Raw genomic sequence first — 15,457 nt, 5'->3', positions numbered from 1 at the left:
TCGGTGCGAATTTGGGCCGCTGCGTCACGCAATGAAGCGGTTCTAGGGATTGGTTCGGGCCGGGCATGCGCGCCGGCTGGTGGGACGGCACGACGTTCTTCCCTCTGTTAGGCGTGGGCGGGGGCAGCGATGGTGTTCACTGCGTGTGCTGGCCGCTGGCCGGCGAGGGCCTGCCGGATGGCCTGCAGCGCGCCGCTTCCGGCGGCAAGAAAGGCCTCTTCGCTTTGGCCGGCGACATGCGGGGTCACGATCAGGTTCGGCACCCCTGCGATCTGGATCTTGGAGTGTGCGATGGGGTCCTTCATGTCCACGGACTCCCCTTCAAGGACATCGAGCCCGGCCCCGCCCAGATGGCCGTCCTGCAACGCCCGGGCCAGGGCTTGTTCATCAATGAGGCCGCCGCGGGAGGTGTTGATCAACACCGATCCTGGCTTCATTCGTGCCAGGGCCTCGGCATCAATGATTTGGGCGGTCTGTTCGGTCAGCGGCATGTGCAGGCTGAGAACGTCAGAGCCGGCGAGAACCTCATCGATAGTCGCCGGAGAGGCACCTGCGGCCTGGATGGCGGATTCTTCTACGAAGGGATCGTGGACCAGGACATGCATGCCGAATCCCTGCCCAATTCCGGCGACCATGCGGGCGATGTTGCCGAATCCGAGCAGTCCGAGGGTGCGGCCGTGCAGTTCGAAGCCGTTCATCTGGGGTTTGGCGGACGCCCATTGCCCGGAAGTGGTTTGGGCGGCCCCGTAGGGGACCTTCCTTGCCAGGGAGAGCAGGAGGGCGAAGACGTGCTCGGCGACGGCGCGGCTGTTGCTGCCCGGAGTGGTGGTCACCCAGATGCCTGCGTCGGTGGCCGCCTCGATATCGACGTTGTCCGTTCCTACTCCGTGGCGGGCGATGATGCGCAGCCGGGGGGAACTGTCGATCTTTTCCCGGTCGAAGAGTTCGGCGCGCAGCAGGACGGCGTCAATACCGTCGCGGACGTCTTGGTAGCGGACGGCGTCCGGGCCGTAGCCCAGATGGACCTGGCCCAGCGCGCTGAGTTCTGCCCGCACATCGGTGTGGATCTCGTCAGAGACGTAAAAGGTCGGCACGGTGTTCCTAGCGGTAGAGATGGGAGGCAGGGGTCAGGGTGTTCTTGCGTACCGTGCCGAGCAGCACGGCCAGGCCCAGGGCGCCGAAGGCGATGAGCATGTAGGCCGGGATCATGCTGTTGCCCGTGCTGTCGATCAGCCAGGTAGCCACGTACGGGGCGCCGGCACCGCCGAGCACGGCCCCGACACTGTGGCCAAAGGCGACGCCGGTGTGGCGGACCTCGACGGGGAAGAACTCCGGCATGGCCGCGTAGGTGCCGGCCTGGCAGAGGGCGTAGGGCACCATGCCGGGAGCAGTCCGAAGATCGCCAGCGACACCGAGCCGGCATTCATGAGCATGAAGGAGGGGAACGTGAGCGCGATGTAGGCGATGTAGGAGGCCGTCAGCAGGCGTTTGCTGCCGATGCGGCTGCCGAGTTGGCCGGCGAGGGGGATAAGAAGCGCCGCGGCGGTGACGGCGATCAGGACTATGGTCGCTGCCTCGGCTTTGGAGAAGTGCAGTACGGTGCTGAAGTAGACGGCCACGTAGACGGTGCCGAGGTAGGTGCCGATGTTCTGCACAAGGGAGATGAAGAAGACCTTCGTCAGGCGCGAGCGGTGGTTCCGGAACAAATCAGCGACGGGGGTCCGGGTCGTCTGGCCCTTGCCCGCGCTCTGGGTAAATTCAGGACTGTCCTCGATCTTGAGCCGCATGATCAGGCAGAGGATGCCCAGCGGGATCGCGAGCAGGAACGGGATCCGCCATCCCCACGACTCCATCTCCGCCGCGGGCACGAACGTGGCCGCCAGGGCGGCCAGTCCCGCAGCGCCGGCCTTGCCGAGCACACCAACACTGGGAATAAAGGAGATATAGAGGTTGCGGCGCTCGACCGGGGCCCACTCGCGGATATAGGTGGCCGCGCCGCCGATCTCACCGCCTGCAGAGAGGCCCTGCAGCATCCGCAGCAGGCCCAGCAGGATCGGTGCCCAGATACCGATCTGCGCGTACGTCGGCAGCAGCGCGGTGAACCCGGCAGCTGCGCTCATCAGGATGACCGAGCCGATGAGGCTGGCCCGCCGTCCGAGGCGGTCCCCGATGCGTCCGAAGAAGATCGCGCCCAGCGGCCGGACCAGAAAGGCCGTGCCAAAGACCAGGAAGGTATTGAGCAGGCCCGCCACCGGATCGCCGCTGGGGAAGAACACCACGGCGAGCGTCGCGGCGACATAGCCGAAGACACTGAAGTCGTAGTACTCGATGAAGGTGCCGAACGCCGCGACAGCGGTGGCCTTCTTCGCTTTTTTCAGATGAACGGCGTCCGCTACCGGGGGAACGGACTGACTAACCTGGGGCATCTTTGCTCCTATAAAAAATGGGACAGTGTCCTAATATGTATTTCAAGTGTGATGTGCGCCATGGTGTGCTGTCAAGCGCCCATGGCGGGGACGAATGCGTCTGTCCCTCCACCGCTGCCGCCTTCGCTGACGGTAGCGTGGTGAAAGCAGATCCGGCCCCGAGGGGGACCCGGAGTATCAAGAGAGTGGTGGAACCGTGGTCAGCGAGAGTGGCGTAGCAGGGAACGAGCGCATTGTTGAGGTCCTGCACGCCTTGGTGACCCGCCCAGATGCGACCGGCGTACGTGAACTCGCACTGGCCTTGGGCGCGAGCCGCAGCACCGTTAACCGTGTCCTGCTCGGCCTGGAAGAACACGGGCTGGCGGCCGTCAGCGGCAACGGAAACTATCAGGTCGGACCGCGGCTGCGTGTCCTAGGTGCCGCACTGCACGCACGCCACCCGCTGCTGCGCAGCGCTGAAGCGATCATTGAACGCCTGGGCGAACAATCCGATGCGACTGTCCTTATCGCTGTTCACGACGCACCACGACCCAGCGCCGTTGTTGTCGCTTGCCGGCGGCGGCCCGGACCCATCAAGTATCTGCTCGAGCCCGGGACGGTCTTGCCCCTCCACGCCGGCGCAACCGGCCGCTCGATCCTGGGCCGACTGGGAATCGGCGCCCTGGGTGAACGGCAGCTGGAGGCGCACACTCCCGATACCGTCACCGAGCGCGCCGAACTGGAACGACTCCTCACCGAGGACCGCCGCGCCGGATACACGATCAGCGTCGGGCAGCAATTTCCCCTGGCCGCGGGTGCTGCAGCGTCATTTCAATGTCACGGACTGACCGGATCCGTCTCGATCACCCGTCCAAGCTTTCTCACCGGCGACGAGGACCTTGCCCGATTCGGCCCGATGGCGCGGCAAGCGGCCCGCGACATCGAAGCCGCATGTGCCGGAAATCAAGCATCGGGGAATCTGACACCCATCACGTACCCTCCCGGTTCCACTGCCGTGGAACGCCTTGCCCGTCTGGTCACCGCGCTGGTTGCCGAACCCGACGGGCTGCCCACCGGCTACGAGCTCGCGCGCGGAATTGGAGCCAACATAGCCACCACCAACCGCCTGGTCTCCACCGCCCTGACCACAGGACTGGCTCTGCAGCACCACGACACACTGCACCCCGGCCCCCGCCTGTTTCACTGGGCAGCCCATCTGGGTCCTTCGGTGGACACAGCTGTTGTCGCACATCCCATTCTCCGCGGACTTGCCAAGGAATCCGGTGAAACCATCGGACTCATCCAATTCCATGCCGACACCAGACAGGCCGTGATGACGACAGTGGTGGACGGCGTCCGGCCTCTGCACTACGGTCTTGCTTCAGGTGTGGCTATTCCCCTCTACGCCGGCGCAGGCGGGAAAGCCATTCTCGCCCACTGTCCCCCCGGTGATCTTGACGCGCTCACGCTCGAACCCCTCACCGAACGCACCCAAACAGACCGGCGAGCCCTCGAAAACGATCTCCAAACCATACGGGAGCGCGGATGGGCGACCGGCGAGGGTGAGCGCATTCCCGACGCCTTCGGCGTCAGTGCCCCCTACTTCGTCGACGGCACCATCGCTGGATCCATCACCGCCACCGTCACCAGACTCCGCCTGCCCGAACTCGACGTAGAGGCCCTCGCTCACATGGTCCAGCGTTCAGCCCAGCAGCTCACACGCACCCTTTCAGTCCCCTAAAACAGCGCCGGTCAGACGTCACGCCGGACTCCTCTGCTCGATGGCCGGCAGCCGACGCAGAACATCCTCGCCAGATGTTCGAGGTGTGCCGGGACCACGAAGTCCGGGTGACGCCACAGGAGCTCTCAGGCGACTTGCACTTCCGCACGGCGACACAACAAATCTTCGGGAACCTCGTCAGGAGTGAAGCTCTGAAATGGCACTCGAAGTCCTCAGTCATGCATGCCACCGCCGGGCTGGCCGTACCGTCTTGAAAAGGATCCAATACTGAGACGCTCGGATTGCTTTTGAGGTGGCGTGAGGAATGGCGAGGAATTGGCGGTTCGACACGCCCTTCCACAGTCTCAGAATGCCGTCCAACAACAGATTGCCTCATAAAGGCAATTTGATCGGGATTAAGAGAATGGTGGGTCGGCCGTGGCCGTTATCGGGTACGCGACGGTTTCCACCGCGGAACAGAACCTCGATCTGCAGCTCACTGCACTCCAGGCCGCCGGCGCAGCCCGGACCTTCGCCGATAGCGGCGTCAGCGGTTCCACGGTGGAACGCCCTCAGCTGTCCAGAGCTCTGGACCGGCTGGAGGCCGGCGACGTACTCACCGTGTGGAACTGGACCGCCTGGGCCGCAACACTAGGCACGTCCTGGACATCATCGAGAACATCCGGGAGAGGGGAGCAGGCTTCCGGGCCCTGACCGAAGGACTCGACACTACCGGGCCCATGGGCACCGCCATGCTGACGATCATGGCCGCGTTCGCGCAACTGGAGCGTGACACGATGATCGAACGCACAAGAGCCGGCCTCGCAGCGGCCGCGGCCAACAGCCGCCACGGCGGAAGGCCCCGCAAAGTCGATGACGCGGCCGCTGCCCGGGTCAGACAACTCAAGGRCAAAGGGGTCAGTGCCTCCGACATCGGCAAGATGCTCGGAGTCTCCCGCGCCACGGTTTACCGGTACCTCCTCTAGGCCCAGCAGCTACAGCTTGAGGTCCAGTTGAATCTCGCGAAGAGTTTGCGGTTTCGGGCATCAGCCCTGGTTCTCAGGGGGTGATTTTCATATTTGGGTTTTGAGGGCTTCTTCGTAGAACGCAAGACGGGTGGCCGCGCGTGCCATGTCGTGCTGGTCCTGGACGAACGAGTAGGCGATCCAGCAGCCGGCGAGAAGGATTATCAGGGCTATGCACAGAGATGAGGCGAAAGGTCCTACCCATGATGCTGTTGCCGGGCCGAGCAATGGGAGGGCAACCAGGATGACGCCAACGTAAAGCGCGGTGTAGGCGCCCAGGCTGCCGCCGCTCAGGTGCGCTGCACGGGTGCGGTGAGTGCGCAAGTCTTCGAATTGTTTGTTCTCGTCCAGAGCGAGGAAGGCAGCGATGTCCTGGCGGGTTACTTCCGGAAAGCGGTGTGACCGCAGCCCGCGGCGGGTGAAAGAGTGCATGCTGGAGAGCATAGTTGCAGCCTCTGTCAGCCCCTGTGAGCCGTAGCGAAAGTCTTTGTTGTGACACCGATCGTGATGAAAGTTGTGGGCTGGGATGCGCCGGTTCAGCTTTGCTTGGCGGCCCAGCCGGCAACGCGCTGTGTGCATTCCTCTTCGGAGAGGTCCTCGACCCGAGTCATGATGGACCAGCGCACACCGTAGGGGTCGCGGATGCTGGCGAATCGGTCTCCTGACACAAAGGTGGACAGCGGCTCCCGGATGGTAGCTCCTGCCCGCTCGGCGCGCGCGACGCGGGCGTCCGCATCCGCGCAGTAGAAGCCGACGGAGTAGCAATCATCCTCGCCGTTCGGCGCCGGGACGAGGTGGTAGTCCGGGTTGGGCTCACCGATTTGGAGCCGTCCCTGACCGAAGTCCAGCTCGGCGTGGACCACCATTCCGCCGATCTCGGTCGCATTGACGGTGCGGGCGCCGAAAACGTCCTGGTAGAACGTGATCGCCTCCTTCGCCGAGGGAATCGCAAGGAATGGCGTGAGGCTCGTGAAGCCGTGCGGGATGCCGGATGTTGTGTGCTTGCCGTCGGCGGCTGCGGTCAGTTCGGGGCTTGTAGTATCACTCATAGATCTCACGGTACGCACGCGTCCGCCCAGCGGCTTGGTGAATTGCGACAGCCTGGATAAGGAGTATCCGCCCATGGTGGTTTCGTTCAAGGGAATCCTCTACCCTGCCCGGCTTCCCACGTTTCACCGTGTGCCCGCGCCGGAGTCCGTGTCGGACCTGGTGCAGTGGTTTTGGATCCCCGAATGGGACATTGAGCCGGGGCACACGTCACGCCAGCATCTGATCGCATTCCCTGCATCCAACCTTGTTGTCCAGAAGGATCGTGTTGAGTTCGCAGGCCCGACAACACGTGGATCACATCGCGACCTCACAGGCCGGGGCTGGGCGGTGGGGGCTCTCCTGCGTCCCGCGCTGGTTCCGCGTTTCACGCACGATCCAGGGAGCCTGCGGGATTCCCAGCTGCCACTGCCGCTTGCGGATCTGCATGCCTCAGTGTCGGAGCCCATGGGCGGACCCGATCCACAGGAGCGTCGGCAACACGCTGTGGAGGCTTTCGCTGGTTGGCTGGTAGCGCAGCGTCCGGAGGTGTCAGAGGAGGGCATTCTTGCCAACGCGATGATGGACATTATCGGAACGTGCAGCGACGTGCTCCGCATTGAGGACGTTGCGGCGCGTCTGTTTGTGTCGCCGAGAACCCTTCAACGGGTGGCGGGGAAGTACATCGGCCTGAGCCCGTCCGCGCTCATTCGACGGCGCCGCCTGCAGGAGGCCGCTGATCGGTCACGGACCGACCAGGCTGCAGACCTCGCGGGGATAGCTGCCGAATTCGGCTACACCGACCATGCCCATCTGACGAACGACTTCCAAAAGACCCTGGGATTCACGCCAAGCACGTACCGGCGGTCAGTCCTCCAGGATCGTGCCGGGAATCAGGACGGGGATTAGGTCCACGCGCGCTGCTGCCCTTAGGCGAGAAGTTTCCACTAGACGTTCCCTCTCAGCCGACTCGTTCTCTTAACCCGATTCGGTGTCTCGAAACCTTTGTGCCTCAAAACCCCAGGGATACGAGACGGAGGGATTAGGCCAGGCCCTCGCGCCGTGCTCTGGGCGCCATTTAGCGATCACAAAACGACGCCAAATAGCGCCGAAAGTCACGGTTTCGCCGAGTCCGGGCCGTTCCTTGTTTCTGCCGGTCAGTCCGTGGTCGACGTAGATCCGCTCAACGGGGACGCCAAGGGCGGCTAGGCCGTGGCGCTGCGCGGTCAGATCCTGGTCATTCGTGGACGCCCGGCCGTAGCCGAGGATGTGCGCAGTTGTGGGTGCAACTGCAGCTGTTGAGTCACCTAAGCGGGACAGTTTTGCGGGCGGGGTATACGCGAATCCTGGATCCCAGCATCTGTATGGGATTTTCACGGCGGGGGAGCGGGTCGAGGGTGTCGCGGTGGGGGACCGGCTTACGGGCATGTGCTGGTGTCGCACCCGGTGCCCATCCACGCCCAGCTGGAAGTGGTCTTGACAGGCTAACTACTTAGATAGAAGATCTAGTCATGAATGTTCCTGCCTCTGATCCGCAACCCACAGGAAGCGCGGACTGGCCAAGTGATTGGCTCCGGGCCACGCTTGGCTTCCTTGCGCTCCGTGCACTATCCGCCGGGCCCTCTTATGGATACGCGATCATCAGCGAACTAGAGCACCATGGGTTCGGCACCATAAAGGGCGGGACCCTGTACCCACTCCTCACCCGATACGAGACTGCCGGCCTGGTAACCACGGAATGGCGGGCCGGCGACGGCGGTCCCGGCCGCAAGTATTTCGCGCTGACAGATCAGGGCCGCGCCGAACTCACCCGCCTGAGCGCTGACTGGCTCCGCTTCGCCGTCACCAGCACCCATTACCTCGACCCCGAGCGGCTCACGAAGGAGATCCCCGCATGACGCAGCAGACCAACGATAAGAAATGGTTCGACCAGCTCGTCATGGAGCTACGTCTACGCCAGGTGCACGGGAGCGCCATCGGAGACACCATCGCAAGCACAAGGGAGCTCCTCGGCGACACCGGCCAACGGGCCGAGGAAGCGTTCGGGCCAGCCCGAGACTACGCTGCCGCGCTTGAACTCCCGTCCGAGCCGAAGCACGACTGGGTGCGAAAAGCACTCTGGCCGTCACTGCTCGGACTCCTGGCCTTCCTGCTCTTCAATCAGGCAATGGTGTCCTGGACACGGTCGGAACCGCTGCTGGTTTCACCGGCGCAGCTAGCCCTCCTCGCTACACCAGTCGTTTTCCTGGCCTTCCTGCCGCTCTACCTCGACGCCTTCATACGGCGCATCTGGGTCTGTATCGGAATCACCGCTATTTGCGTCCTGTCAGGTCTCCTCTCAGCCTTCGCGACCCCTTCGAGCCGGGCCGAAGCATGGCTGGCGATCGACCCGCTGCCCTGGCTCATAGGCAGCGCTCTCGTGATGGTGGCACTTTCAACCATGAACACCATCCGGTCAGCCCACTCCGAGGACGACAACGACATCACCGATCCGCTCTCCGGGACGACGGACATCACCGGAAGAGGCGCGCGGGCAATCGTTCAGATAACTAACTGGTTGTTCCCAATACTCGCCATCGCCATGCTCGGCCTCGCGCTGTCATTCCGCTAGATCAGCGGGATGCCTGCAAGCATCCTGTCGCGGTGGGGGATCGGCTTACGTGCAGCAAAGGCCACAAATAGCGCTGTGAAAACGCGGCCATTTAGCGCTGCGACTCACAGGCCAAAGCAGAGCGAAGGGGAGGAATGCCGTTCCAGCAGGGCAGGCTCAGAGCGGGAGCCAGCAGTAACTGCTCAAACTCGCCAGTCCTGGTACCGCACGGGAAAGGTGCGTCCTAGGGCTGGTAGTACTCCTCTGTCGGAGTAAAGCCCACACGGTCCACTTTCCGGTGGTAGTGAACCCCGGTGAGTCCGCCCAGCACGGCGCCTATCAGGGCTATGGCGGCCACCGCGATGGCCGCAATGACGCCATCTAGACTGAGCGGCCCCTCGACCAATGGTAGGCGAAGGAAACTGTTGATCGTGGTCAGGACATTGAATTGTCCCATGAACGCCAGCAGTGCCCCCGCACCGGATCCGATGACGCCCCACAGCCAGACCATGAGCCCCTGGCCGACGCCGTTGAAACGCGCCATCCGTCCTGCCACGTAGCCACCCGAAAAATAGGCGAGGAACTGGAGCGACAGAAGTATGAACATACCGGTCATGTCATCTGACGATTTCTGGCCGGCTCGGGCGAGCGGGTCCGTGACGGGCAAAATACCGGCCCTGCCGGCCGCCGCAACCAGAGCAACTAGCAAAACAGCCATTGCGGTCGAGACCAGCCAGCCGAAGAAGGCCGAGCCGATCTTGATGCCGCCGAACCGCTCCTCTTCTCGGGCGACCACGGTTTCACGGACAGCGGTGGCCGGGTCTTCCGGCAACATGCCGTCGACCGGGCGGCCTGTTTCATCGAAGTACCCGTCGTTCTCCCCATCGGCGAAAACACGGTCCGTCTCTTCGTAGAGGGCGTCAGCACTGTGGTCAGAAGCGCGACTTTCCGTTTGATCCAGGGGTTCAGGAGTGCCGTCCCAGTCTGCGTCGAGCCGTCGCGCATCATCAGGACCGCTTGCGCTGCCCATCACGCATCCTCCCTTAAGTGATCTGCCGGGCCCACTTCTACTAGGCTCACTCCCCGGGTGAACCGTGCCGGACGCTATTAAAACTGCGCACTCAGCCCGGTTCACGAGGGGCTTTTGGGCCCGACCTAGTGTCTGGTGGTCGAGCCGAGTCGGTGTGAAGGCCGCGGACCGGGCGTTTAGGCCGAAACACGCAAGACGGACTAAGCCGGTCTTGGGCCCCCTGCTTCCCCTCCCGCCAGTTGGTTATTGCGGCCGCGCGGCCTGAGGCTCCGCTGCTTCGAGTTCATATGTGTGCAGACGAAACGGCGTCAACCGGGGGTGAAGAAGGCGCCGGGCCATGGGTCTAGCACTACGGCTGGACAGCATGGATCAGCGGGGGTGTCCTATTAAAAGGTGCGGTGGAGTTTTGCAGGACATCGACGTGGCGGGGGGAACTCTCCCGAAGCGACGTCAGAATCGATTTTCTTCCGCCCGGTGAGCAGACTGAGCACGGATCACCCGTTCCTCGCAGGGCGCGTCGAGGCAGGGTCCTTGGCCATCCGCGTCAGCGCCGAATTGGCCATCCAGTTCGGTGAGCTGGCACGGAGGCTGCAGCAGGAAGGGCTGGGTGCCGTAGATGAATTCCTTCGCCGTGGCTGACGGCTTTCCTGAACGCGTTGTTGCGCAGAATGATCTGTTTTCCGTGTCTGTCGTACCGGTTCGTCGTAGGCCGTGAGGCCGGGTGCAGCACCCAGATGTGCCCGGCGGGCGGGAGGTAGATCCGTAGGCCTCCGGCTCCGTTCCTGGACCCCGAAGCCCACGAACAAGCCCTGCCCCGGGCCCAATGGATCAATCGGGAAATCGGAGGAGCGGGCGCCGTGGTTTCTCCCGGCATGGACCCGTGAGGGCGTCCCACCTGACAGTGTGTCGTGTCAGTTGCGGGGCGGACCCTGCGCTTGTCGGGGATCTTGGAAGGTGTTCACGAACCGGGAGAGTTGTTCGAGAAGGTTTTCCCATCCGTCGAAGTCTGGCGAGACGGCGGCGCTTTCAGCCTCGAGGGCTGCTTTGAGTGCCGCTTCCCCGGCGTCAGTTATCTCTACCTGGAATTGCCGCCGGTCATGGGGGTTTCGTGTCCTCGTGATCAGGCCTCCCGCCTCCAGACGGGCCAGCACGCGGCCCAGGGTCTGGCTTTGAACCTGGACCTTCGCGGCGAGCTGTTCTTGGTTCATGGGGTGGGGTGATACGGCTTGGAGGGCGATGACTGCGGCCCGGGTCAGGCCCAGCGGGGCAAGTGCCTCATCGAGGCGGCGCTGAACCAGGCGCGCCGCCGTAGAGAGGAGCAGGTAGCCGTCCCGGGCGTTGACCTGGGGGTCGAGGGGCATCGATTACGGCCTTCCGTGAGCGGGACGAGGATCAACCAGAAGGGGCAGGCCAGGGGTCCGGCGTTAGCCGTACCCCTGGCCCGCCCACGACCGCTATCGGCGCGTGCCGTCGTCGCCGTCGGTTTCGATCCGTTCCTTGCGGATGTCCTCATCGACGGTTACTTCGTCGGTCACGGTTTCCGTATTGAGACGGACCCGTTCGACCGGGACGGTTTCCTTCTCAACAACGGGGCGTTCCTCGTGGAGGACGACCTCGTGTTCTTCCTCGCTGATGTCCGGGCCGGACAGCGCCGACCCGCGGTTGGCGTCCGTGATGGGCTCACGTTCGAGGCGGACCTCTTCACGCTCCACGGGAACGGTCTGGGTGACATTTTCAGTGGTGACGTACTTGCGCAGCCGCACCCGTCCGGCAGCCTGCCGTTCGGTGCCGACGTTCAGGCGTTCCTCCGAACGGGTCATGGCATCGTCGGTGGTGGGTCCCGAGGTGTCGCGCCCCACGGCGCCCCCGCCGGTGTCCGCGTAGTCTGCGTCGCGGTAGTCCCCGTCCCGACCGGCTGCCGCATCGGTGTACGTCCGGTTCCCGTCGCCGATGCCGTAGTGGGCATAGAGCCGGTCCTCTTCGGCGCGTTCAAGGTGCCCGTCGGTGTCCACCCGGGGCGCATCCTTGACCTGGTCCTTGGTGTACGGGACGACGAGGTCGCCGCCTTCGGTACGGGCTCCTTCCAGCGGGACGAAGGATTCGGACGTGCCAAACAATCCGGTCTTGGCCGTGACCCACGTGGGCTGGCCGTTGTCGTCGTCCGCGTAAACCTGGCCGATGGACCCGATCTTGTCCCCGTCAGTGGACAGGACGCTTCCGTTGCGCCGAAGCAGGTCATCGATATGTTCCTTGGCGAGCATGAATGTCTCCTTGGATCTGTGATGCGGTTTGGGACTGCAGCACCTTCGGGTGGAACGCTGCAGGACCCCACCATAAGCATGCTTAGTAACAGTTTGGCAAGCCTACTTACTATTTTTTCTTGTTCCGACCGGCACCTCTTGCGCAACAAACGGAAAGTATGCTTACTATCTAATTGGTAGCCGTGCTTACTAATTCATCTGGCCTAATTCATCCGGTGCCGCGCGTTCCACATTCGCCGGCGGGCCCTTCCTGAAAGAGAGCAACGATGACAGAGAATCAATGGACCCAGGCCACTCCAGAGCCGCCCACGGGCGAGTATGCGCATACCGTGGCAGCGCCCTCCGGTGGAGTGGAAAGCTCTCCCTCCACGAAAGAAGCAGCAAAGGATGAAGCCGCCGCAGTGGCGGGACACGCTGCAGGGAGAGCGAAGAACGTGGCCGAAACCGCCCAGGCCGAGGCTGCCAATGTCGCGGCAGAGGCGAAGACAAACGCCAAGGATCTCCTTTACCAGGCAAAGGCAGACCTGACGGATCAGGCAGGCGCGCAGCAGCAGAAAGCCGCCAAGGGAATCCGCACCCTCTCTTCGCAGCTGCACACCATGGCAGACGCATCCGAGGAGCCCGGCGTCGCGGCTGACCTCATCCGTCAGGCCGCCGAACGGTCACAGTCCGTGGCTTCCTGGCTTGAAAACCGGGATCCCGGATCCCTGCTGGAGGAAGTGAAGTCGTTCGCACGGCAGCGGCCGGGGACATTCCTCCTGGTCGCAGCCGGCGCCGGATTGCTCGCCGGCCGGCTGGGACGAAGCCTGCAAGCCGGAGCCCCGGACACGCAGCAGGCGGCGTCGAAACCCGCTCGTCTCTCGACCCCGGCAACGCCCCCCGCCCACCAGGAAACCGTCATCGCCGCCGGCTCCGGTGACCGCTTCTTCGACGAACCGGCCCTCCCCGGCACAGCGGGTCCCGTTTCGGCCCACACCCTGCCGCCGGGTACCGCAGCCGACGGATCCATTCGGGACAACGTTCCCTTTCCGAACCGGGAGGGTGGTCAGCTGTGAGCAGCCAGATGCCGGAGCCACCTCCCACAGCCGCACAGGCGAAAGCGGAATCCGCCTCCCTCGGCGATCTCCTGGGTGATGTCACACGGGACATGTCCACGCTGATGCGGCAGGAAGTCGAGCTGGCCAAGGTCGAGTTCAAGCAGTCGGCCGAGCGGGCCGGTAAGGGTGCGGGGATGCTGGCGGGCGCCGCCGTCGCTGGACATTTCGTGCTCCTGTTCCTGTCCCTGGCGCTCTGGTGGGCTCTGGGCTACGTCATTGGGCCTGCCTGGTCCGCCGTGGTTCTCGCCGTGATCTGGGGCGCCGTTGCCGCGATCCTGTCCTCGACCGGACGCAAGGAACTCAAGGCGGTCAAGGGGATGCCCCAGACCACTGAGACGTTGCAGGAAATCCCGCCCACGCTCAAACCCAACACCTAGATTCAGCGAGGAAACACGATGAGTGAAAACCCGGATGTCATCCGAGCAGATATCGAAGCAACCCGTGCCCGGCTGGGTACCAACGTCGATGCCGTAGCGGACAAGGTCACACCGTCGCACATCGTCCAGCGGCAAACTGACAAAGTCAAAGAGAACGTCAAGGACGCCGTCTTTGGAGTAAAGGAGAAAGTCATGGGCGCAGCGGACCACACTGCCGGCAACGTGCACTCGGCCACGGCCAGTACCGGTACGCACGTCGGCGACGCCCCTGCGCAGGTCAAGGCCAGGACGCAGGGCAACCCGCTGGCGGCAGGTCTGATCGCGTTCGGCGCCGGGCTGCTGGTCTCTGCCCTGATCCCGGCCAGCCAGAAGGAGCGCGAGGCCGCGGATGCTCTTAAGACGGCCGCGGAGCCGCTCACCACGGAACTGACCGAGGCGGCGAAGCACGTGGCCGAAGGGCTGAAGGAACCGGCCCAGGAGGCCGTGGCGAACGTCAAAGCCACCGCCGTCGACGCCACCGATCATGTCAAGGCCGAAGGCCAGGGTGCCGTGGCGGACGTCAAGGACCGGGCCACCGAGGCCAAGGACAACGTGCAGCAGGCCTAAGGGCTCTGATCAGGATCCGGCCGGCTGCCCCCGCTGATGCGCTGGGCGGCCGGCCTCTGCACTTAACTTCACGAAGGAAAATTTCCATGGCCAAGAACCTTTCCAATGCAGAAGATGGCACCGCCACCGACGCCGAGACAGGGGAGAGCAGCACGGCCAAAGCCCACACGGCGCCCGCCCCCGACGATCCCCGCAAGCCCGACAGCCCCGCCGATGTCACCAAACACTCGTGGCGGTACATCGCCAAGAAGACCCTGCGGGAGTTCACCAAGGACCAGTGCCCCGACCTCGCCGCGGCCCTGACCTACTACGCGGTACTCTCGTTTTTTCCTGCCCTGTTGGCCTTCGTGTCCCTGCTTGGCATCTTCGGGCAAGCCGAGAAGACCACTGCAACGCTGCTCGAGATCGTTCAGCGCTTCGCCCCTGCCGAGTCGGTGAACGCCGTCCGGGCGCCCCTCGAGCAGCTCACCAGTTCCTCCTCGGCCGGATTTACGCTGCTCATTGGCATTCTCGTCGCGCTCTGGTCCGCCTCGGGCTACGTGGGCGCGTTTGGCCGGGCAATGAACCGGATCTACGAAGTTGACGAAGGCAGGCCCTTCATCAAACTCCGGAGCACCATGCTCGGTGTCACCGTCGTCACCGTGATGATTGTCGCCCTCCTCGCCCTCATGCTGGTCCTGACCGGCCCCGTGGCAGAATCCGTCGGGAACGCGGTCGGCCTCGGCGGGGCCTTCGTGACCGTCTGGGACATTGCGAAATGGCCCGTGGTGCTGCTCCTGGTTATCGTCGTGATCGCCATCCTTTACTACGCCACGCCTAACGTGAAGCAGCCCAAGTTCCGCTGGATGAGCATCGGGTCCCTGATGGCCTTAGTGATCTTCCTGCTCGCCTCCGTGGCCTTCGGGTTCTACGTAGGCAACTTCAGCAGTTACAACCAGACCTACGGCACTATCGGCGGCGTGATCATCTCGCTGCTGTGGCTCTGGATACTGAACATGTCCCTGTTGTTCGGTGCCGAGTTCGACGCCGAAACGGAACGCGGCCGCCAGCTCCAGTCCGGCATCGAAGCCGAAAAGACCATCCAGCTGCCGCCCCGCGACACCAAACAAAGCGACAAGATTCAAGCCCGCGAAGAAGAGGATATCCGCCGCGGCCGCGAACTCCGCGAACAGCGCGCCGACGCCGCCGGGAGGGAACAGCAGAACCACGACGACCGGAGCGCTCCACACCGAGGCTCGAGCAGAATGGACCGCACCTGACACGGAAAGTTGCCCCGACCAGAGCGAATGGATTGGCTCCCCCTTACGGACAACATCAGCC

The 15,457-nt window shown here is 63.8% G+C and carries 19 protein-coding genes and 1 pseudogene; 11 read left to right on the top strand and 9 right to left on the bottom strand.

The features are described 5' to 3' along the window. Window positions 1-107: 107 nt before the first annotated feature. From AC1D1S_RS02125 to AC1D1S_RS02115, 3 genes are read right to left on the bottom strand one after another with little or no spacing between them, the layout of a single operon-like run. The gene (locus AC1D1S_RS02125; protein ID WP_476993605.1) at window positions 108-1,094 is read right to left on the bottom strand and encodes a hydroxyacid dehydrogenase; all 987 of its coding nucleotides are present in this window, start codon (window positions 1,092-1,094) and stop codon (window positions 108-110) included. 7 nt (window positions 1,095-1,101) lie between these two features. Then, window positions 1,102-1,245, bottom strand: coding sequence for a hypothetical protein (locus AC1D1S_RS02120; RefSeq protein ID WP_476993604.1), 144 nt, complete (start codon window positions 1,243-1,245; stop codon window positions 1,102-1,104). Further along, on the bottom strand, window positions 1,230-2,426 hold the full coding sequence (locus AC1D1S_RS02115) for an MFS transporter (RefSeq protein WP_476993603.1): 1,197 nt from the start codon (window positions 2,424-2,426) through the stop codon (window positions 1,230-1,232). Before AC1D1S_RS02115 ends, AC1D1S_RS02120 begins: the two co-directional genes overlap by 16 nt. Before the next feature lie 196 nt (window positions 2,427-2,622). Here AC1D1S_RS02115 and AC1D1S_RS02110 point away from each other — a divergent pair, with 196 nt between their 5' ends. From AC1D1S_RS02110 to AC1D1S_RS02100, 3 genes and pseudogenes are all read left to right on the top strand, one after another. Further along, window positions 2,623-4,146: an IclR family transcriptional regulator gene (locus AC1D1S_RS02110; protein WP_476993602.1), complete on the top strand. Its 1,524-nt coding sequence runs from the start codon at window positions 2,623-2,625 to the stop codon at window positions 4,144-4,146. 417 nt (window positions 4,147-4,563) lie between these two features. Next, a pseudogene (locus AC1D1S_RS02105) lies at window positions 4,564-4,913 on the top strand (recombinase family protein); the annotation flags it as partial. Further along, window positions 4,890-5,111 (top strand): helix-turn-helix domain-containing protein, encoded by a 222-nt coding sequence (locus AC1D1S_RS02100; protein ID WP_476993629.1) that lies wholly within the window; start codon window positions 4,890-4,892, stop codon window positions 5,109-5,111. The pseudogene AC1D1S_RS02105 and the gene AC1D1S_RS02100, both read left to right, overlap by 24 nt. Window positions 5,112-5,198: 87 nt before the next feature. Here the strand turns inward: AC1D1S_RS02100 and AC1D1S_RS02095 are convergent, their stop codons facing one another. Both AC1D1S_RS02095 and AC1D1S_RS02090 read right to left on the bottom strand, forming a co-directional pair. Further along, a complete protein-coding gene (locus AC1D1S_RS02095) occupies window positions 5,199-5,582 on the bottom strand; it encodes a hypothetical protein (protein ID WP_476993601.1) in 384 nt (127 codons plus the stop codon). 104 nt (window positions 5,583-5,686) lie between these two features. Continuing rightward, complete coding sequence (locus AC1D1S_RS02090; protein WP_476993600.1) at window positions 5,687-6,199, bottom strand: VOC family protein; 513 nt, start codon at window positions 6,197-6,199, stop codon at window positions 5,687-5,689. A gap of 73 nt (window positions 6,200-6,272) precedes the next feature. Here AC1D1S_RS02090 and AC1D1S_RS02085 point away from each other — a divergent pair, with 73 nt between their 5' ends. Continuing rightward, window positions 6,273-7,085 carry a helix-turn-helix transcriptional regulator gene (locus AC1D1S_RS02085; protein WP_476943368.1) on the top strand — a complete coding sequence of 271 codons (813 nt, stop codon included), beginning with the start codon at window positions 6,273-6,275 and terminating at the stop codon, window positions 7,083-7,085. 69 nt (window positions 7,086-7,154) lie between these two features. On the opposite strand, the gene AC1D1S_RS02080 is transcribed toward AC1D1S_RS02085, so the two are convergent. Then, a complete protein-coding gene (locus AC1D1S_RS02080) occupies window positions 7,155-7,604 on the bottom strand; it encodes a recombinase family protein (protein WP_476943367.1) in 450 nt (149 codons plus the stop codon). An 83-nt stretch (window positions 7,605-7,687) separates the two neighbouring features. Between AC1D1S_RS02080 and AC1D1S_RS02075 the strand changes: the two genes are divergently transcribed. Further along, a complete protein-coding gene (locus AC1D1S_RS02075) occupies window positions 7,688-8,074 on the top strand; it encodes a PadR family transcriptional regulator (RefSeq protein WP_243181397.1) in 387 nt (128 codons plus the stop codon). Then, the gene (locus tag AC1D1S_RS02070) at window positions 8,071-8,787 is read left to right on the top strand and encodes a hypothetical protein (RefSeq protein ID WP_243181398.1); all 717 of its coding nucleotides are present in this window, start codon (window positions 8,071-8,073) and stop codon (window positions 8,785-8,787) included. Before AC1D1S_RS02075 ends, AC1D1S_RS02070 begins: the two co-directional genes overlap by 4 nt. A 223-nt stretch (window positions 8,788-9,010) precedes the next feature. Here the strand turns inward: AC1D1S_RS02070 and AC1D1S_RS02065 are convergent, their stop codons facing one another. Then, entirely contained in the window at window positions 9,011-9,796 is a 786-nt protein-coding gene (locus tag AC1D1S_RS02065) for a hypothetical protein (protein WP_476993599.1), read from the bottom strand. 474 nt (window positions 9,797-10,270) lie between these two features. Between AC1D1S_RS02065 and AC1D1S_RS02060 the strand changes: the two genes are divergently transcribed. After that, window positions 10,271-10,435, top strand: a complete 165-nt coding sequence (locus AC1D1S_RS02060; protein WP_476943365.1) for a hypothetical protein — start codon at window positions 10,271-10,273, stop codon at window positions 10,433-10,435. A gap of 272 nt (window positions 10,436-10,707) precedes the next feature. Here AC1D1S_RS02060 and AC1D1S_RS02055 read toward each other — a convergent pair whose 3' ends face one another. Next, entirely contained in the window at window positions 10,708-11,157 is a 450-nt protein-coding gene (locus AC1D1S_RS02055) for a MarR family winged helix-turn-helix transcriptional regulator (protein ID WP_243181401.1), read from the bottom strand. Window positions 11,158-11,250: 93 nt separating this feature from the next. Then, window positions 11,251-12,057 (bottom strand): DUF2382 domain-containing protein, encoded by an 807-nt coding sequence (locus tag AC1D1S_RS02050; protein WP_476993598.1) that lies wholly within the window; start codon window positions 12,055-12,057, stop codon window positions 11,251-11,253. 266 nt (window positions 12,058-12,323) lie between these two features. Between AC1D1S_RS02050 and AC1D1S_RS02045 the strand changes: the two genes are divergently transcribed. The 4 genes from AC1D1S_RS02045 to AC1D1S_RS02030 all read left to right on the top strand — a co-directional run bounded on the left by AC1D1S_RS02045 (window position 12,324) and on the right by AC1D1S_RS02030 (window position 15,396). Continuing rightward, the gene (locus tag AC1D1S_RS02045; RefSeq protein ID WP_476943363.1) at window positions 12,324-13,112 is read left to right on the top strand and encodes a hypothetical protein; all 789 of its coding nucleotides are present in this window, start codon (window positions 12,324-12,326) and stop codon (window positions 13,110-13,112) included. An 8-nt stretch (window positions 13,113-13,120) separates the two neighbouring features. After that, window positions 13,121-13,531 (top strand): phage holin family protein, encoded by a 411-nt coding sequence (locus tag AC1D1S_RS02040; protein WP_476943371.1) that lies wholly within the window; start codon window positions 13,121-13,123, stop codon window positions 13,529-13,531. Window positions 13,532-13,549: 18 nt separating this feature from the next. Further along, a complete protein-coding gene (locus AC1D1S_RS02035; RefSeq protein ID WP_476943362.1) occupies window positions 13,550-14,137 on the top strand; it encodes a DUF3618 domain-containing protein in 588 nt (195 codons plus the stop codon). A gap of 86 nt (window positions 14,138-14,223) precedes the next feature. Next, a complete protein-coding gene (locus tag AC1D1S_RS02030; RefSeq protein WP_476943361.1) occupies window positions 14,224-15,396 on the top strand; it encodes a YihY/virulence factor BrkB family protein in 1,173 nt (390 codons plus the stop codon). Window positions 15,397-15,457: the final 61 nt, after the last annotated feature.

The sequence above is a fragment of the Arthrobacter sp. P1_A5 genome (assembly GCF_056406825.1).
The sequence above is the reverse complement of the archived record's forward strand: the minus strand, read 5'-3'. Positions and strand labels throughout refer to the sequence as shown.